The following is a 20,454-nucleotide window of genomic DNA, read 5'->3' on the forward strand; positions in this document are numbered from 1 at the left end:
TGGGCAGTAAAGGGGCTCAACGAAGCGAGCACTGGAAATCTGCCATAAGATCCAGCCACAACTCATGTTCACCTTTATAATTGGACTGATGAAGTGAAAGAGCTGAAGGTACTGGCCCATGCTGAGCGATCGACGACAGGATGCCCTGACATCACGAGAATCAACATTTTTCCAGCCCATTCCAAAATGAATTGTCGAGGGACAAGAACATATTCCCATTGAAGTCGCTATTTTAGCGGCTTTTTTATTTTATCGGTACAAGTTCTTGTCCCAAGCTAAGGATAAGAACTTGTACCGATTGCCGATTAGGTGTATATCTAAATAATCAGCATATGCACTTATTTGTGAACAACTATAAGAATAATGTTACATTAATTAAATCCAAACCCCCGAGTTAGCTGTCTATATAACAGGAGGTGAACGACAATGATCGATGCACAGCAACAAATCAACGCCGCACAAAACGGAGATCACGATGCCTTCGTATCTCTTATAAAGGATCGAACGGATAAGCTGCACCGAGTGGCTCGCCATTATGTACGGGAGTCCAAAGATGCGGAGGATATCGTTCAGGATGCCCTCGTTAAGGCTTATGAGTCACTGCAAACGCTGCAGCAAGCCGAAGCGTTTGAGAGCTGGCTTACCAGAATTGTGGTGAACCGGGCGCTCAATCATTTGAAGAAATCCAAGCGTGTTTACCTGAGCGAAGACCCGCAGGCGCAAGAGCCATTGGTCGTTAATGATATCGATCAAACCCTGGATCTGGAGCGTGCATTGGCCAGTCTGAATCCGAAGCTGCGTCAGCTCCTGTTCTTAAAATATAAGAAGGACCTGACCCAACAGCAAATCGCCCATCTCCTGGATATGCCATTAGGTACTGTAAAAACACAATTACGGAAGGGGCTGGAACATTTGCGCAACGAAATGGCTCAAGATTTTCTCGAACGAGACCTGGATACATTACGCCTGCAGTTAAGACAACAGGCAGAGCACCAGTTTGCCGTTTCACCGGATTATGATCTGATCGTCAATGACTATCAAGAGAACACCGGGAGGGGAACAGGGAAGGGAGAAGCGGGATTCTTATGGGTTAAAACGGGGAGTGATGACGCCGTTTCTGCCACGCTCTCCAGGGACGGCAACTTGCTGGACTATGCCATTTCCTGGGCCTCATTGGACAACGAGACACGGATATCTGAGGAGGAGCTCAAACAGCAGGCAGAGCAATTCCTGGAAGATCATTATCCCGGCGCACTGCGTGATTTTCCGTATTGTGAGATGGAGTGGATGGAAGGGATGTTTGTGTACACACGACAGCAGAAGGCGATGGGGCTGCCACTTCCTGAGACGGGATGCCTGATTATGGTTCATCCCAGCGGTCGCGTGGTCGGATTTAGGTACTTTGGAACCGTTCCAGGGCCAGCACTCCCAACCATGATCACACCAGAAGAGGAACAGATGGCGTGTATGAAGGCGAATTTTTTGCTACATGTGGAATATTGCGTATTGGACAAAGCCGTGTACACGGATGGTGACGATCAGGTCCATCTTGTTTACGCCCCCCGAAGTAGAGGACTAATCTATACTGCATCATCACAGGAGGAAGTTCCGACAGCCTATAGGGCAGAAGCTGTCCCCTCTGACCCAAGAACTCTGGACGAGTGGCCAGGTGAGTTCCCGCCCGCACGAAGCCTAGAAGAGTGGATTGGCGTAAACAACGACCAATTTCAGTTAGTACAAGACGACAATATTGGCTCGAACACCAAGTTGATGGTGTGGAAGCAACAGAATGAAGAGCGTCCAGCCAAGAATGACCGGTCTTGGAAGGCCTATTGGGCTGATCAGATGGAGGGAGCGGTCAAGGCGCGAGTAGACAGCCAATCCGGACAACTGATTGACTTTGTTTCGCATGGTAAGCCAGATCAACTAGCTCCATTAACCTGGGATCGAGACGCATGTATAGAAGTAGCTATGGACTATGTCCGAGGACTAGCAGCTGAAATGTTGCCGTATCTCAAGCTTCTAACTGAAGAGACCGACGACGAAGATAGTTTGGAAATCATTCGCTTTGGTGTATATGTTCAAGACGTATCTGTCAGGGATGAATGCTATCAACTAGCTGTTGACCGCTCTAATGGGAGGGTCAAAAGTTTGATGTCCCCCTCCATAGGGCCAGAACAGTTAAAGAAGCTGGAGACCGTGCCTTCATTTGATTACCAGACAGCTATCCTCCGATGGACGGCACAGGCCAAGCTGCGTCTGCAATGGGAACGGATGCACAATGCTAGGGCGGAAGAGGCCCCGTACGAACTAGTGTATCAAATGATTGGTAGCGAGCACGAGCGGACGCCCGAAGTGCTTGATGCGCATACGGGGAAGTTATACGAAAATACTTTTTACTGACAAACAAAAACATCTAGCCCGAAACTAAGGGCTGGAAGGCATTCAAAAGCCTGCGGACGTAGAACAGCATTTTAAAAATAGACGTTTAACACAACGTTCTATCATATTAATTGTGTCCATTGAATTTTAAAAACGCCGAACTCGGAATATGAGTTCGGCGTTTTAGGTAGATTATACGATGGAGGGGTGGGAGTTAAATGTCGAGGGACAAGAACATCGTCCGATTGCCGATTAGATGTGTACTTAAGTAAAAAGTACATAAGCCCTCATTAGTACCAAATAATTTTATATAAGAACATTCACATTAAAATATATTACTTATGTAACATTTCTCAAAGAAAGACTCTTAAATTATAGTCTCTTTTTTGTCTCAGACTCTCAATAAAAACAGGTAGTTATCTGGATAAACTTAATTGAGCGAGTAAATGAAATAATAATTGCTTCTCGATCGTGTATGCGATATATTGCATATAAGAATAATTGTAATGAGGATGAAAAGAATGCCAATACCTAAAGATTTTTCCTTACCAGTCCGTATGTCCGCAAAAGAAAGAGCGTTTTCTCAGATTCAGCGATGGATCATTGATGGAACACTGCAACCAGGTGAAAAGCTTATTGATGCGGAAATGGCTGAATCGCTTGGAGTCAGCCGGACACCGATTCGGGAGGCATTTCAGTTACTCGAAGTTCAAGGCCTAGTGTCCATGCATCCAGGAAAAGAAACAAAAGTAACGAATATTGAGAAAAACGATATTTTTAAGATGTATTCAACGATGGCTGCTCTTCAGGCCTTAGCTGCTGAAATTACCGCCAAAATTATTGTTCCAGAACAGATTGAGAAACTAAGATCCATAAATTTGGAATTCGCAAGTTCCATTAAGAATGGCCAAGTTTATCAGGCTATGGAGGTGGATGAGCAATTTCATAATTATATTGTGGAGCTCTCAGATAATCCTTATGTAGCTACATTTAATACATCTCTTCAGATTCACATTAGGCGATTTAAATACGTATTTTTAAAACAACCTATTACGGCTACACTAGCTTCAGTTGAAGAACATGATCAGATTATTAAAGCTTTTGAAGGCAAAAATAGCAACGATGCCCATAATTTAATGAAACAAAATTTTATTCGACCGATGCAGGAACTGAACGAAATACTTTGAAATGAGGGAAGAAACATGGAAAATAAAAAAGATCTTCGCATTCGAAGCAAGGTAATCAGTGAAGGTGCTAACCGGGTACCGAACAGAGCGATGCTGCGTGCAGTTGGATTTCAAGATGAGGATTTTAAAAAGCCAATGATCGGAATAGCAAGTACGTGGAGTGAAGTAACACCGTGTAATATGCACATCAATGATTTAGCGGTGCAAGCTAAGCGGGGCGCACGTAATAACGGCGGTGCCCCACTAATTTTTAATACGATTACCGTTTCTGATGGGATCTCGATGGGGCATGGCGGGATGTTGTTCTCGCTACCAAGTCGGGAAGCTATAGCTGATTCGATTGAAATTGTGACCGGAGCCGAGCGTTTTGACGGCGTTGTTGCAATCGGTGGGTGTGACAAGAATACGCCTGCATGTTTGATGGCTATTGGACGGATGAATATTCCTTCTGTTTATGTATATGGAGGAACCATTCAACCTGGTAATCTCGACGGTAAAAAAGTGGATATCGTTTCAGCTTTTGAAGCCGTTGGGCAATATCAAGATGGAAAAATAACAGATGAACAATTGCATAAGGTCGAATGCAGTGTTTGTCCAGGTCCAGGGGCTTGTGGGGGGATGTATACCGCTAATACGATGGCCGCAGCTGCAGAAGCAATGGGTATGTGTTTGCCTGGTTCTTCTTCGACATCAGCTATCTCAGCGGATAAAGCATTGGAATGCGAAGCAGCCGGTAAGCAGGTCATCTCACTTCTTGAACAGGAAATCTACCCAAGAGACATTATGACGAAGAAAGCATTTGAGAATGCGATCACCGTTGTTATGGCTCTAGGGGGATCAACCAACGCATTTCTCCATCTGCTAGCTATTGCGCACTCCGTAGAAGTGGATTTAACCTTGGATGATTTTGAACGAATTCGCTTGCGTGTTCCTCATTTGGCAGATCTGAAGCCAAGTGGTCAGTATGTCATGCAGGATTTGAATGATATTGGTGGTGTTTCCGGGGTAATGAAGCTATTGCTCGCTGAGGGATTACTTCATGGGGATTGCCTCACCGTAACTGGTAAAACGTTGGCGGAGAATTTAGCGGAAGCTGCTCCACTACAGAATGATCAAGAGATTATACGTCCACTCAATAATCCGCTTAAACCAAATGGACCACTGGTTGTGCTTCGAGGAAACCTAGCTCCTGAAGGCGCTGTTGCCAAAATGTCAGGCATGAAGATACAACAGTTTTCCGGACCGACAAAGGTGTACGATAGCGAAGATGAAGCGACAGAAGCGATCATGAATGATGAAATTCAAGAAGGGGACGTATTGGTCATACGCTATTGTGGACCGAAGGGTGGACCAGGTATGCCTGAGATGCTTTCCGTTACAGCACTCATTGTAGGGAAAGGTCTCGGTGGGAAAGTTGCTCTCATAACAGATGGTAGGTTCTCGGGTGGCTCGCATGGATTTGTAGTCGGCCATGTATCCCCTGAGGCACAAGTAGGTGGACCGATCTCTTTGCTCCAAAATGGAGATATTATCACCATTGATAGCGACATTCAGGAAATTAAGGTTGAAGTGCCAGAAGAAGAGTTGGCCGCTCGAGCGCAAGCTTGGGTACAACCGCCACTGAAAGTGAAATCCGGTGTACTTGCCAAATATGCTAAATTAGTTTCCTCTGCTTCAAGAGGTGCAGTAACAGATTTGATGGAATAGACAAATTAAACATTGATGCTACATATAAAATGGGAGGGGAGAAGCTACTACAACGAATGCATGAAGCGCGCTAAACAAAAAAACGCCAGCTTTAGAGATCAAGAATGTCGCAAGAAAAAGATGAAGAATTTAGTTTCATCATTTGAAAATGAAGTACACCCCCTAGAATAGACATTGGAAAAACCTCTGAGTTTAGCGATGAAATTCTAGGGGGTGTATTTTTGCTTGTACCGTTTCTCGACTTTCATTAATTGGGGGTTCGCTACGAATAGCAAGCAGGTTCCGGCTAGTGCAGGAATGTTTGGATGGTCTAAATATACCTGTCGAGGGACAAGAACATGGTCCCATTGAAGTCGCTAATTTAGCGGCTTTTTTATTTTATCGGTACAAGTTCTTGTCCCAAGCAAAGGACAAGAACTTGTACCGATTGCCGGAATTGACAAGAACATAGTCCGATTGCCGATTAGATGAATATCTAAGTATTCAGGTAAAGGTTTTATTGGGACAAATACACACTATACAATTGTCACATCACGATGAAGCAACAGCGTTTCTGAGGGTAAACACAGGCTGCCAAGCATTAAAAAAGCGAAATTTCGTAATGAAACTAGCTGTTGAAAGACACGAACTTGTTCCCATTTCCGATTAGATAAATATCTAAGTGTAGAAGCGAGTCTCTTTTGAGCGATTAACAGACTACGGGTTGGATTATGAATAAGAGACCAGCTTCAACGCTAGGAGAGACTTCCACTTGAACTGTAATCCCATTTGAAATAGATAAAACAAGTTCGTTAACAAGCACTTTAGCAAAGAAAAGGGGAGGAAGCCGAATGTGATTTTGGATCAAGGGGCAGATACCGTACTTAGTGCTGATTTGTCATTGTTAGGGACAAGAACTTGTACCAATTGGGCATATTAACTAATTTTTTTAAGAAATCAAAAAATGTTAATTTACGGAGCAAGTTGAGTGTGTGATAACATTGGTTTAACTTATGCCTGTTGGTGAACCAGGTGGACCTAATCTTGAACCAGGGGTTGATTCACTGGATCATCCTGCTTCTGTAAGCGAGAGATTTTTAGAAATTGGGAACAATGTATTTATGTGTTACAAAAAAGAAGACACAGGATTTGTAAAAATGCAAAATCCCAATATTGATTATGGAGGCGGACTAAAAAGTATTGCAACAGCTCTTAATGGTGACAAGGATATTTTTATACGGTTTTCTTCTTTAATCCCAATAGAAAATTGATGGAGTTAAATGGTAAACAATATACTGACGATTTAAAGTCGTTTAGAATGATACTTGATCATGTGAGACCGGCTCTTTTCTAATTAATGATGGTGCGGAGCCCGCTAATAGTGATGCAGGGTATATAACAAGAAGGTTATTATGAAGGGCGATTAAAAAAATAGGTATACAAGGAAGTTTTGTGGGTGAGTTGTCTGAAGTTTATATAGATGAAGCAATAGCTGTATGAAGAGTAGTTAGTGAACTCTTCTACAAGGTCGTAAGACGCCGACATCATTTAATCCACTCATGGATTGATGATATGAAAGACCGATTACAAACGTTAGAAGAACAAAAAGCATTATTGGAAGAACTCAAAGCATCGATACCTGATTCGATCACGCAAATTTTCAGTTTGAATACCAAATACAAGACCTAAAGGCTAAGTTAGAACGAGTAACCGGCAATAAGTTACCTTATCGATGTGCACAATGAGCAAACATCCGAATCATCTAACTCTGGGGAATTGTGATTTTTGACAGCCATAGTTTGGAAAATGAAACCTTGTCCATACAAAACCATAATGGTTATTGTTGGACAAGGTTTCTTCATATTTTCTTATATGGAGCTTACGATTCGTACAGATAACAAGAAGCTAGAGGGATAAGCTAACAGGACGTCGGCAACCCCAATATTAATTGGGTTTGTTTAATATCTTTAGTTTTATAACTGATCCTGGACTGGAAATGTCTGAAATAACTAATCCCGAGTCACTGTTATTCCACAACCTACTTGAAGGATTAGTACTCCCAGAAATAACTACACCATCTTTCTCGGAATATAGATCAGTACCATCACCAGAGTTAACGTCATTTTCCAAGTCGGAATTACCATCTGCTTGTAGAAGTGCACATTGATAATGTCTATTGGAGCTACCTGTCTGTAATTCATTAGAACCTAAAGTATCACAGTGATACACAGCCAGACCACTGGAAGGGAGATATTTATCTAGATTTAAATTTGTGCGATTTTCTAAAATAAAATATTCATTCTCGCTATGCGTACTATACATGCAAATTGTGTTATATTCACCATGCTTTATGGAAAGTTCTCCGTTTATCTCATTAAGATTAATAATATTAGGAGCCCACCCTACAAGCTCTCTTAGATAAGAACAAACTGGAGAGGGGGTATGACCATTATCTAAATGATTACCTGAACCCATTAGACAATACATGCCAATACCACTGCTCTTGATATTGTCTCCATCACGTTCACCATAATCATACATATCAGGGAAACGTAAAAGTAAATGGCCTGTCTCATGACAGAATGTCCCAATACTTAGATCACTTTTATTCCTCCCCATACTTGTAAGCATATATAAATCAATTTTATATCCATTGTAGTTTAAATTAGCATTACCATTGTGGGGCCAGAGGTTCCCTTCATAACTTGTTCTGCCCGCATATAAAAAGTTGATGGAGTCTACAATTTTAGAATTAGTTGAATCAACTGCAGAAAGGTCAACATTGAGATCATTTATTATTATATCTAAAGCATCTTTCACAAGAAGATTACGTTTATAATACTCTACTGTATTAGGCAAGGTTATAGGTCCAATAACCGTGTTTTTATAGTCGAGTTGGTTAGATGATATAATTTTGAAATATTCATTTACCGAGCAATAATTTCCATTCTCCTTATAATTCTCTCCATTTAACATCTCATTAATATCGTCGCTGGTGACAGTAGATTTGAGGTCTTGGAAATCAACGAGTACTGTCAACCCATTAATATTCCCTTTAGCGAGGGACCTTCCTTCGAGAAGTCCCTTATTTGGCCCTAAAGTTTTATTCGTATTGTTTTCATGTGGATTACTTTCACTGGAAATAAGTTCATTGTATTTTTTATTGAATTTACCATTTTTTACAACAGAATTTTCTAATAAGTGCACTTCTAAATCAGCTGGTGGAGGAGAAGTAATATCTATTCCATTTGAAGTCAGAGCACCATTTACCAAGGAAGCATAACAAAACTTTTGTAACTTATCATCATATATAGCTGTATAACCCTCCAGTGACTCATACCGCGCGTAAAACTCATCTCCATACACTCGAAGTTTTATTTCATTATTGTTCTGTGTAAAAGTTAAAATCTCACCATCTATGTAGCTCATCCAAATCTTACCTCCATAAAATTAATTTACTTATATGGTTCTCCATCTAAGAACATTTATTCTTAGTAAAATTAGTTATTACAGTTCCACTAACGTCTTTGTGTTTCCTCATCTATAAGCGCCATCAAAATTCAAATTTTCTTGACCTTTGTCAATTTCACCACTGCCAACAATGTATAATTTATGATCTGTTTATTAATAATAATTTTGCGAATATATTGAATTAGGAGGATGGATAAAAACTGAAAAGATGGCATCACGATTAAAGCTATCTTATAGTACTACTAAACACTTAGAGGAATGGAACAGCTTAATTTGGGTTATCCACATTTGAAATAGCAAAAAAGGATAAAACATACGGATGGACAGTCAGAAGAAAATTTCTTTGTGAAGGTGGTATACAACTGTGGCGATTTTAATTAGAGAATATGATGCACGATTGCGATCAATGACAATTGATGCTGATCCAGATAATCCAGAGAATTTTGTTACTGATGATTATATAGATTTTGGTGTGCCTATTAAATCATGTTGGACCGCATTAAACACTTTCAGTATTGATTTGCCTAACTACAAAGATGAGTCTGGAAAAATAATAAACATTTCAAGTAGCAATCTGACTGTAGGATTGCTTGTAAGAGAAATAAATAACACATTTGCTAGGATCAATACAGTAATTTCAATGAGATCACCTGAGCTAATTGAGAAAAAGTTAAATATTACAGGGCTAGTTAGTTATATCGCTTTTGCAGAAACAGTCGATTAAAAAACACAGTTTCCGTTAGATGTCTCTAGATTAAATGACGGTTATGATGGCACGCATATACGTGCCATCAATGAATCGCAGCTTTTTCTAGGCAACATGAATTCGTCAAGAGGAACTTTATAAACCCAAGTTGCACAGGATCTTCCTGAATCTGAATTAAGCAATGCAAAAGTATTCAAGTGGTTTTGACATAAATCTAAAACTCATTGTGAAGCTTGATTTTAAATTTAATAAGGAGGAACTTACTATGGCAAAACTTAAACAATTTGATCCACCTGCTTTTCTGGAAGACATGAATGAAGAACAAAAGAATCAATGGAGTGATTACATATCAACAAGATTTGACGTGTGCATTTCAGAGGTCGAATCCGAAGTTGGAGTCGGAAAATGTCAATTTTACAACCCTGTAAAGATAGATACTCCAGAAAATTACCTTACCAAAACAATCCGTTGGAAGGCATTCCCAAAACTGATCGCGGACAAATATCAAGATAATTGGGAGCTAGCTTATAAAGAAGCAGAGGAGACGTTAATTCAGAATGGAAAGTATATTTATCGCCCACAGGATGAATATTGTGAATGGCATGTAGAACGTGATGAACAAACGGGTAGGCTCAAACGTGTGACGTTTACATGTGAAGGAGAAGAATATTGGAAGTCCCTGGATCAAGATAAAATTGTAGAACTTTACAATCAATATATAAAAAATGGAATCTCTAAAGAAGAGTTATTTATGAATGAAGAGTATAACCCTTACAATGCATGGAATACCGAAAAAGGCAAGATGCATTTAACTCATGAGTCCAATACACTTTCAGCTGAAATTAATATCGCTGCCCGTGCTACTGTTCTCCGAATAAAAGACGGCAACGAAATAAAGGCATATGATGAGTTGATTGAGTGTAGTGACTATGGAAACGCAGGACGTGCGAGCGATCCACTTATTGGGGGTATCATAAATGATTTCGCACGAGATAAGTACTTTATAACCATACAAAATCCTGTTGCTCTATATATTGATGATTTAGATACAAATGGGTGGAAAACTAAGTCTGGTACCGATCCAAAAACATATTGGAAAATAATCAGAGGACAAGATGGATCTAGTGGTGAGGAAGTGCTAGGAGTCAGGGCGGTCTATGAAATTCCAGATGGAGAAGAAGTTTTAATTGACGATAAACCGATTCGTTACGGTGGTCAGGTTGCTCGGTTCATTGATATTAAATTAACGGGCATTGTATGCCGTAAAGGCGAGGCAGACAATGTGCAGCATCAGTGTCCAGGAAATACAGCTGCAGTAGCTGAAATGATGATACATCCAACAGATATGCAGCGCAGTAGACGCAATTAAATTATGAAAGGTTGAGATGGATGGTAGAGCAATCTGAACCGGTCTTGGATATACAGGATATCCAAGGAAATATTTTAGCCGGATTTAATAAAGACTTTCAGAACTTTCTATTTCTCAAGATCATCCAGCCTCAGCAGACTAAAAAGTGGTTGAAGGAACTTCTACCCGAGATTTCCTCTCTGGAGGAAGTTTTGCGTTTTAATAATTTATTTAAGTCGATGCGTGAAAGACTTGGTGGTCGAGATCCACAAGGACTAACATCAACCTGGATAAATGTCGCATTCACTTATGTTGGACTTGAAAAACTAGTTCCCGATGAATCAGTACATTTTACAAGCGAAGCTTTTAAAGATGGCATGCCGAGAAGATCTCTTGGAGATCGTTTGAACCCGGAACAATGGGAATATGGAGGATGGAACAACTATCCAGACTTTGTACTAATCGTTGCTAGCGATAATGAAAATTTTTTGCAAGAAAGAGTAAACACTATAAAGAAGATGATTTCCGAAAATGTAGGACTTCGCTTAATTCAAGAAGAAGTAGGACGAGTTCTACCAGACAAGCCAGGGCATGAGCATTTTGGGTTTAAGGACGGGATCTCGCAACCAGGGGTAAGAGGGCGAATCTCTGATGGTGATCATGATTACCTGACTCCAAGACTCATTGACCCTGATGAAAAGAGATCTCTTTCATTCTCGAAACCAGGAGAACTGCTCATTTGGCCAGGGGAATTTGTATTTGGATACCCAGCACAAGGAGCAAGGCCTCACCCTGATGATGATATCCAACCCCTACTCAAGGGACCTGATATGTACATTAATGTACCAAAATGGGCTCGTAATGGTTCATATTTGGTTTTCCGACGATTACGCCAAGATGTAAAAGCATTTCAAGATTCTTTAAAACAAATTAAAGTGCAGACCGGACTATCGGAGGATCTCATTGGAGCCAAATTAATGGGACGATGGCCAAGTGGTGCTCCTATCATTCGTTCTCCAGAGCACGATCAAGAAAATATAGGAAAGGATGCGTATGAAAGCAATCACTTTTCATACAATGAAGTGGAGCCCCCAATCAAAATGAGTAAGGAAGTAGGCGGACGAGTAATAAGTGGCGCAACGAACGATAGACTTGGAGGAATATGCCCTTTTTCAGCACATATACGTAAAGTCAATCCTCGGGATATGGGTACTGATTTAGGTTCTGCAGAGCAAACACTACTTAGACGCATTATAAGAAGAGGTATTCCATTTGGAAGATCGTTTAATGAGGTGCCCGAGGAAGAAAGAGGATTATTGTTTATTTCATATCAAACATCCATAGAAAGACAGTTTGAGTTCTTGCAAAAAACTTGGGCAAATAATAAGAAAAATCCTCCGGGCTCTGAAGGAGAAGATCCTATAATCGGACAAAATACATCAACTGATCGGAGTAGAACATTTGTATTAGAGCACAAAACACTAAATTTACAAGAGTTTGTAACGATGACAGGTGGGGGTTACTTCTTCCAACCTTCAATTAGTGCAATTAATGAGATTATCACTAAACACGTATAAGGTAATAGCAACAACTTTAAAGCAAATTACTGTTATGGTCGTTCACCTTAACCTGGTAATGGTCGTTTATTGTCGAGGGACAAGAACATTGTCCCATTGAAAGTCGCTATTTTAGCGGCTTTTTTATTTTATGGGTACAAGTCTTGTCCCAAGCTAAGGACAAGAACTTGTACCGATTACCGAAAAAGACAAGAACTTGATCCGATTGCCGATTAGATGAATACCTAAACATTGATCATATGCACTTAAAACCGATCAAAGTTCAGACATAATTTTTGACGATGATGGATCAGGGGAAATTGCTGATATTGTTTCTATTAAAATTGATATGCAGCATAGAAAAATTATATTTCATCTTTATCATTGTAAGTATTCACACGGAGAGCATCCCGGTTCTCGTGTCTCAGATCTATATGAAGTTTGCGGCCAAGCTGAAAAATCAATTGTTTGGAATGATAATGTATTAGAAATAATACAAAGAATGATTGAAAGGGAAAATTCGAGACAGAAAAGCTATGGTGAAACACGATTTGAAAAAGGGAACTTACAAACTTTAAATATGTTAAAAAAGATGGTGAGAGCTGGTTATGAAACAGAATTTGAAATTTCTATTGTCCAACCAGGAGTATCAATATTAGCGATCACAAACTCTATGAAACAAATTATCCTAGCAACAGATACTTATTTAAAAGATACGTTTGGTTTACGTTTGACATGCTTTTTTAGTAATTAGTTGGATATTTGTGGCTTACAAAGACATAAAAAAGAGCGTGCAACTGTAAGGAGTTGTACGCGTAGTTTATATTTTATAGGATTAGAACCGTTTAATATATACAACTGGGTAGTAGAATTTTTAGGTTTAGGACAAGCTGGACTTAGATGGCTTAATAAGCCAAACCCATAATCCTTTCTAATTAGAAAAAGTCTATAACTTGCGAAATAACTGCAATCTCTAAAGGTATCAACATTCAAAACTGTCTCTCCGATATAAGGAGTAATAAAAATTGGAGGTATAAACATAGCTTATGAGAATCAATGCAAAATCTATACTACTCTTTCTTAGTATAATTCTCTTATTCTGTGCGTGCTCAGAGAAAGCAAGTAGTAGTCTCCATGTTGAACTTTCCGTAAAAGAAGATTTCGATAAGGATAGCCGACTCCTTTTCACCGGCACCACTAATTTACCAAATAGAATGAAACTTGTTTTATCTATAACAGGTGAAGATGGATTCTCAGCTCAGAAAGAAGTTGAAGTCAATAATGGTAAGTTAGAAAGTGAGTTGATTTCTAATAATGGAGCAGGGTTAGTTCCTGGAAAGTATAGCCTTCAAATCACGTCTCAAGCAGGTATCATACAACCTATTTCAGTTCAAAACATAATTGGTAAACAAGGTGAGAATCTTGAGGGTGAATTTGTTTTGTCCCAAGAGACTCTTGGAAAAATGATCGGATATACGTATTCTTTTAGCACGAGTGATTCTCAGACCGCAGCGACCGAGAGCGAGAAGGTTTGGGATGAGTTAAATGGCTATTTAGCCACAGGACAATACGCTCTCATAACGGAGTTTATTGATAAGATCCAAACAACAGATCAGGATCTCCAGATGATGTATCACTTTTCAAAATATCATATCTATGGCCAAGCTGGAGATGATAAAAAAGCATTAGAGTCCTTATATAGCATCCCTAAGAACTATAAGGGTCGAAATGAGGATTTGATTAATTACTACAAATATTTAAATGATTTTTACAAAGATGAATCTCCTTTTAGCTTTAATGATTACGTAGCACTCTACAGAAAAAACCGAATTACCCCAACCTCCTTCGCATATTATGCAACTAAAAGTGAACAATTCGGTGATACTAAAAACAGTGATGCTGACACAGTTTACAATTATATGATGAAGGAGTTCGATATCTTAACGGATTACGGAAACAATTACGTTCCTGAAATACACGATCCCATTATACTTGAAAGAGCTAGTACACATTTTGGAATGACATTGAGTCAAGTAGATGAGATTTTTATGAATCGAGCAATGCAATTACCGTAATTTGTAGCAAATCACAAAAACGAGATCTTCTTATGTGAAGATCTCAAATGTTATAGCTTTAAAAAGTGGAATGTATGAAACACGCGAAACAAAAATCTGCCAGCCATAGGATCAAGGATGTCGCCAGCAAGATTGTGCTGAGAGAGGATTAAAGGGTGTCGAGGAACAAGAACATAGTCTCATTGAAGTCGCTATTATAGCGGCTTTTTTTGTAGAGGGACAAGGACATTATTCCATTGCCGAAAAGGACAGGAACTTGGTGTCATTTCGGATTAGATAGTAATATCGAGGATGGTTTACAAATAGGCCATCTTGGACTGTCACTAAGGTAGATAGGTGATATCCGTCAGAAGAGCGAGACCAGGGATTCTTTTCATGCAGTCTCTCTATAAAAGGTTAGGTAATGTTAGGTGCTCCTGAGCCGCCTTAACCATCCGTTTGAATGGTTTGGGTTTCAGATGAAGACAGACCAAACCGAATTTCTTTATCAATCTGCGAATTCGTTTGAGATTATACACGATACCAAACTCATGATGAGCGTCATTTTGCTGGAACGTGAACCTTTCTTAAAACCTGGGCGATGAAAGGCTCTCTTCACCCATTTAAAGACATCTTCATCGCGCTGAGCCTGCTTTAAGCGTACCATCTGCTGCTTGAAGATAACGATAGTAGCCGGATCTGGAGACCCCTAAAAGCTCACAAAAGTACCGGGTCATCCGCTTCAAACCTTGGCCTACGGCTTGTTAACAGAGTTCAAAATCTTGATTTTCATAATACTACGATCACAAATTCTATCTATAACCTTGAAATATATGGTATTGTTGTACTAGAAATTAGAAGGAGGGTAGACCTAATGGACTATATTATTTTTCTGCTGATTATTGCTGCAGTTTTTGTGTTGTCTATATTAATTCTCATCTTGTCGAGAAAACAAAAGACTATCGTTGTATTTGATAAGGAGGATTACGATCTAAGAGATATCACTTTAGGTGATATTGATAGGATGGGTGACGGCTCAGGTTTTGAAATGTACCTATACAGATTATTAATCGAGCTAGGCTACTCCGGTGTATATAAGACTGTGGGTAGTCGTGACTTTGGAGCTGACGTAGTTTTTACTGATCCGGATGGAGTCAGAAATGTCATCCAAGCCAAAAGATACGCTGTAGAAAATCCGGTAGGCATTAGTGCCGTTCAAGAAGTCTTCTCTTGTATGAGATACTATAAGGCCAAAAAAGCGGTTGTCATTGCAACAACCAGATTCACAGATTCATGTGAAATGCTGGCAGGTATCAATTATGTGAAATTGATTGATCGAACTGACTTATCCAACATTATTGAGGCCTTCAGGGCTGGTGACACCCTTGAAGCACGTAAAATAATCGAAGCGGAACCCAGAAGGTTACTTGAATCCTGGTCAGAGACAAATTCAACTACGCTGCATGAAGTTCGTAAGGATTACAAGGCCGAGAAGTATGTAAAAAAAGTGATGAGTAAATGAGAATATATATTATTATCCATGGGAAGAGGAGGAAGGGATATTGGGAAAGTTTATAGCGTTTAAGTTGAATAAAGGTGACTCGTTCTATTTAGAAATAAGAGTACATAATTAAAAGAAATCGGTAATGGTAGATGGTGGAGATGAATCAGAGTGGCTAAACACTTCAAAACATAGTAGGTAAGGATAAAGTAAATGCTACTGTGTGCACACACAAAGACAGTGACCATGATAAGGGAATAATAGCAATCTTAGAAAGTATCAGCTGTGATGAGGTTTGGTTGCCATCAGAATGGGGAGATGTACTTAATCATTTCACCAGAAGTAAATTGTCAGTACAGCCGGCATCACGAACCCTGATCCTTACCGGGTTAAACTCTTCATGGCCAAACTCACATACCCACGATGCTCAACGATGAGATTCTGCAGTTACATCGTTCGGTGAAATCCTTTTATTTTTCTTTGTATCCCACTCTGCAGCTTTGTGGCTATGAGAAATCGAAAAGGAGACGTTTGTTTGTGCTGACAAAGTATATTCACTCCTAGTAATTGCAACTTTTAGTCAATCATTCTCTTCTCTGATCCATAAGTATAGGTGAGTACTTGAAACTTTAACAAGGGTTATGTTTCATCAGTTAAGTAGCCGATAATATTTATTATATATGATGTATAGCAAGTAAACTATTGGAAAAGTGGGGTATGTATATGAAACGAATAACAAATGAGAACTTTTATAAAGCTGATGAACTTTTTAGTTATTTTGTTAAGCCCAATCTACAGACAGGTGAAGAACAAAAAATTACGGAGAGTCACTTGATAGAGTTGATCGATAAGCTTGATCTTAATGAACATATTGTTCCAGACATAAAAGAGATGTTAGAAGTATCTAAAGCTCTCTTTGCCTACGGTTATTTATATTGGAGTTTCCTGACACTATCGCTGGATCAAGCATTTAAGGCTTTTGAGGCTACCGTTGCTCATGTTCACGAGAAGGTCTATGGATCAAATTACTCTGAAGGTAACCGTGTGACACTTTCAGCTATGATTGACAGATTGTCTAAGAGAAGAATTATAGATACTGAACAAAAGTATAAATTCCATAACATAAGAAAATTTAGGAATATGCAGGCTCATCCATCTTTTCAAGCGCAGCTTGGGTTGCCTTCCTATGATGTACTGAAAAATCTATGTACAGAAATAAATTCCTTATTTCTTATTTTACATAATCGTAGTCTTAGTGAGTAATTAAAGCTGAGTTAAATAAAGAGGAGAGATCTGGGTCACATGGTCACGCTTATAACTGATTTTAAGTTTTACTGGTAAATGCGAAACATACAAGCTGAATATGTAATGGAGGAGAATAGATGAGTTATCTAAGTGAACAAGATTTCAGGAGACTTTGGAAAAGTGCTCTCATATCCGTTGACACATCTGCATTGCTTTTTTTACAAGAATGTAATTCACCGCTTTCTAAATATGCAATGGACACTCTACTTTTTATTGAAGATCGTATTTGGATTCCTTCCCATGTTGCTAATGTTGAGATGGATCCCCAACTCAATTATACCGGTGAAATAACTGGTTCAATTAGAAGTCTAAATAATTTTGATAGGGAGTTCGATAAAACTATCTCGGCCATAGATGAAAAATTTCAATCGCTACACAAAAAACTAGATGAACAAGGTCATGAGTTGCTGTCAGATTTAATTGCTGAAATCGATATAAATAAAGTTTTGTATGATGCAATCAGCAAGTTCAAATTAAATGTAGCTTTATCAACCGAAGAGAACAAAGATTTCCTTCAATCAAAATTGGTACAAGTATTCCAAAAGTCACTTTGTTCTAGAACTAGCACTGGGTTTACTGACGAAGAGGTCTCAGATATTGAACAAGAAGGTACCATACGATATGAAAATAGTATCCCGCCAGGATACAGTGATCGAAACAAAGCCACAAATAAATTCGGGGATTTAATCATTTGGAAGGAATTATTAAAAAAGTCCAATGAAGAAAAAAAACCTATTTTGTTTATAACAAGAGATAAAAAAGAAGATTGGTTCAAACTAACAGATAACAAGATTGTAGAAGTACGAGAAGAACTACGTAAAGAGATGGAAGCGAACAATGCCGAAGTGTTTGTCATATACTTCAATGATTTTATTAAAATGAGTCTTGAATTTGTAAGCAGAAACTTCGAGGAACTACAGGAGAAAGTTGATAATCAAGAATATGAATTAGCTGAGCAAATAGAAATTTATATTAACGAAAATATGCACGGAGAAATTGAAGAAAAGCTTACAAATATAGAAAGTATCGAATATAATTCAGACTTTATTGCAGTGGATGTGGTTGAAGATATAGAGATTAATAATTATATGAATGATATTGATGATGAAATAGTGATTATTAATTGTAAGGTGAATTTTACTGTATATGTTGATCATAATTATTATGTTGGTAGTAGAGAACCTAACATTGAGCTTCCTAGTGTAATAAAATGTCAGGTAGATGCAAGGGTTTATATTGAAATTTTTTCTGGTACACATAACGATCAAATTAAATTAATTGATATTGATTCACCTTACATTGAACTGGATGAAGTTGAAGTGATCAGTTCAACTGATCCGCTAGGTCATGATGAGGATTATGATGATGCATTTCAAGAAGATACAGAACCCTACGAAGACCAGGAACGTACTGATGAACTTGAGGCAGAATTTGAACGAAATAAGGAACAAAAAGAATCAGCTTTTGCCAATGAGGAACACATTAGCGTGGAAGAAATTGAAGCAGATCTTGAAGAACGTATTCGACAAAAAGAAGCTCAAGATGACTACGAAGAGAGGTTACGGGAAGAAGAAGAATAGTTTCTATTCATAACCCAGAGAGTTCTTTTCCGATATTAGATGCTAAAACTCCATTAGTAATTCATTCAGTACAATTGAAGCAAGAGATTCATTAAAAACTAATACAGCGGGCATCACATGTTAACTGATGTATTCACATTTCAATTTTCACTTCAGTAGTAATCTTAATTACGTGTATCATTCTTTGCTTGAAAGGGAGAGATCTATATAAAGTTGCCGTTTATAAATCAGTATTTTCTGAACAATACTTATCAACCTATTATTAGGAGGATGTTTTAGCATTTATAAATGGAATTAATCTCCTTTTGATAATCAGCTGCTTCAGGCCACCCCTCATTTATCAGTCTTATATTTATAACTAGGGATGACTGATAGTGAGATTCTTATGTATTCCAGTGTCTTCGTTTCTATTTTTTCATTAGCTTACTGATCGCAAGATAAAAGAAGTTCATAGGAAAGTTTCGTTATTATATGGTTTAGCTACGTAACACGTATCTCTTTGTTGATAATAGGCATAGGGATAAGGCACATGAAGACTAATCATTGGTCAGTTAATTTGGCAATAATATATTTGATTCTTATTTCGATTGTTAATATAAGCATCTCAATTTGGTCGTCTATTGAATTTAATCAGATAACACAAAATTTCAACGAAGCATCAAAAAATTCAACCGTCACTCGAGAAGCTGATTCGTTAATTAAAACGGCTGCGAGTGCTCTTATTTACATTTTGCTAAGCGGATTTGCGATGTTATTTACAACTATTGCATTGTTATTTCCAAAACGCATGATGGATTTAATTGAGAAGGTAGTTGATGACCCTGATGCTGACTTTGATTCGATTTATAAATTCAGATTAGTAATGGTTCTAGCTAATAGCAGTATTCTCATATTGGATTTTTATGGAATAGTCAGTGCATTCAAATATCTGTAAACCTTTATGTCAATATAGCAGATGTATTTGAATTTTAGGCTCCAGTTCACTATTCAGGCGTTCAAAGTGAAAACGAGCAACACTCATAGAAAACACCTAGTTTCCTAGGTGAAGGAACTAATTGTTAAATAATAGTAGTATCCGAACGGAACTATACTAATATGGGAGTGAACCGTATGGAAGCACCAGCGACTACAGGAACTGTTTTTTTTGAGAATAAGGTTACTATTTTATTAAACAATATAGGTCCAGATTTAACTCAAGTAATAGCGGGTAATCTATTGAGCCATGAGGGAGAAATACTCATTGTCGATTATTATGGAAAACCAAAGAAATCTACAAATCCCAAGATCGAAGTCTGAACATGACATCTGTGTCAGTTAATGTTTTGTTTACTTCGTTAATGGAGCACACTAATTATAATTACCTCGTAATTAATGGAGTTGAAAGGTTAATCAAATCCTTTAATGGAGATGGATTATTTATAAGAAAAATCGCAAATCAGCGAATTAGATTCTTTCAACAACATCAACTTGACTGGAACTGGCTGTCGAGTTTTGTAAAAAGGCTAGGTGATTTGCTAAATGAAAAGAAAGCTATTGTTTGTCTTTATGTAGAAGAGGATTGATATTCAAAAGAAACTGCTTGAGGAAATGCAAACTGTATACATATGTACAAAATACGAGTTTTGTGAAACAGTACTAATGATTTAAAAGCTGTACAGTGATTTTTACCCCTGTACAG

Annotated in this window: 15 protein-coding genes; 14 read left to right on the forward strand and 1 reads right to left on the reverse strand. The window is 38.5% G+C overall.

What is annotated here, in order from left to right; all coding sequences use genetic code 11:
- The first annotated feature begins 426 nt into the window (after positions 1-426).
- The 4 genes from NST38_RS16725 to NST38_RS16740 all read left to right on the forward strand — a co-directional run bounded on the left by NST38_RS16725 (position 427) and on the right by NST38_RS16740 (position 6,526).
- Entirely contained in the window at positions 427-2,403 is a 1,977-nt protein-coding gene (locus NST38_RS16725; protein WP_076250487.1) for a sigma-70 family RNA polymerase sigma factor, read from the forward strand.
- A 500-nt stretch (positions 2,404-2,903) separates the two neighbouring features.
- Complete coding sequence (locus tag NST38_RS16730) at positions 2,904-3,569, forward strand: GntR family transcriptional regulator (RefSeq protein WP_047843257.1); 666 nt, start codon at positions 2,904-2,906, stop codon at positions 3,567-3,569.
- Positions 3,570-3,584: 15 nt separating this feature from the next.
- Positions 3,585-5,276 carry a dihydroxy-acid dehydratase gene (gene ilvD, locus NST38_RS16735; protein WP_017688240.1) on the forward strand — a complete coding sequence of 564 codons (1,692 nt, stop codon included), beginning with the start codon at positions 3,585-3,587 and terminating at the stop codon, positions 5,274-5,276.
- Positions 5,277-6,268: 992 nt separating this feature from the next.
- The gene (locus tag NST38_RS16740; RefSeq protein WP_036673671.1) at positions 6,269-6,526 is read left to right on the forward strand and encodes a hypothetical protein; all 258 of its coding nucleotides are present in this window, start codon (positions 6,269-6,271) and stop codon (positions 6,524-6,526) included.
- 673 nt (positions 6,527-7,199) lie between these two features.
- Here the strand turns inward: NST38_RS16740 and NST38_RS16745 are convergent.
- Positions 7,200-8,684, reverse strand: a complete 1,485-nt coding sequence (locus NST38_RS16745; RefSeq protein WP_036673672.1) for a M6 family metalloprotease domain-containing protein — start codon at positions 8,682-8,684, stop codon at positions 7,200-7,202.
- 406 nt (positions 8,685-9,090) lie between these two features.
- Between NST38_RS16745 and NST38_RS16750 the strand changes: the two genes are divergently transcribed.
- From NST38_RS16750 to NST38_RS16795, 10 genes are all read left to right on the forward strand, one after another.
- Positions 9,091-9,450: a hypothetical protein gene (locus NST38_RS16750; protein ID WP_036673674.1), complete on the forward strand. Its 360-nt coding sequence runs from the start codon at positions 9,091-9,093 to the stop codon at positions 9,448-9,450.
- A gap of 247 nt (positions 9,451-9,697) precedes the next feature.
- Entirely contained in the window at positions 9,698-10,801 is a 1,104-nt protein-coding gene (locus tag NST38_RS16755; RefSeq protein ID WP_051449947.1) for a hypothetical protein, read from the forward strand.
- 20 nt (positions 10,802-10,821) lie between these two features.
- Entirely contained in the window at positions 10,822-12,357 is a 1,536-nt protein-coding gene (locus NST38_RS16760; RefSeq protein ID WP_036673677.1) for a Dyp-type peroxidase, read from the forward strand.
- A gap of 328 nt (positions 12,358-12,685) precedes the next feature.
- Complete coding sequence (locus NST38_RS16765) at positions 12,686-13,090, forward strand: hypothetical protein (RefSeq protein ID WP_036673678.1); 405 nt, start codon at positions 12,686-12,688, stop codon at positions 13,088-13,090.
- Positions 13,091-13,382: 292 nt separating this feature from the next.
- Positions 13,383-14,411, forward strand: coding sequence for a hypothetical protein (locus NST38_RS16770; RefSeq protein ID WP_036673680.1), 1,029 nt, complete (start codon positions 13,383-13,385; stop codon positions 14,409-14,411).
- A gap of 853 nt (positions 14,412-15,264) precedes the next feature.
- Positions 15,265-15,912: a restriction endonuclease gene (locus NST38_RS16775; protein WP_076250484.1), complete on the forward strand. Its 648-nt coding sequence runs from the start codon at positions 15,265-15,267 to the stop codon at positions 15,910-15,912.
- A gap of 702 nt (positions 15,913-16,614) precedes the next feature.
- The gene (locus NST38_RS16780; protein ID WP_036673684.1) at positions 16,615-17,154 is read left to right on the forward strand and encodes a DUF4145 domain-containing protein; all 540 of its coding nucleotides are present in this window, start codon (positions 16,615-16,617) and stop codon (positions 17,152-17,154) included.
- 119 nt (positions 17,155-17,273) lie between these two features.
- Positions 17,274-18,776: a PIN-like domain-containing protein gene (locus NST38_RS16785; RefSeq protein ID WP_036673686.1), complete on the forward strand. Its 1,503-nt coding sequence runs from the start codon at positions 17,274-17,276 to the stop codon at positions 18,774-18,776.
- Between the two features lie 529 nt (positions 18,777-19,305).
- Positions 19,306-19,710, forward strand: coding sequence for a hypothetical protein (locus NST38_RS16790; protein ID WP_036673688.1), 405 nt, complete (start codon positions 19,306-19,308; stop codon positions 19,708-19,710).
- Positions 19,711-19,886: 176 nt separating this feature from the next.
- The gene (locus NST38_RS16795; RefSeq protein ID WP_036673690.1) at positions 19,887-20,072 is read left to right on the forward strand and encodes a hypothetical protein; all 186 of its coding nucleotides are present in this window, start codon (positions 19,887-19,889) and stop codon (positions 20,070-20,072) included.
- Positions 20,073-20,454 lie beyond the last annotated feature (382 nt).

It is taken from the genome of Paenibacillus sp. FSL H8-0104, from assembly GCF_038050215.1.
In the GTDB taxonomy this organism is placed as follows: Bacteria; Bacillota; Bacilli; order Paenibacillales; family Paenibacillaceae; genus Paenibacillus; species Paenibacillus amylolyticus.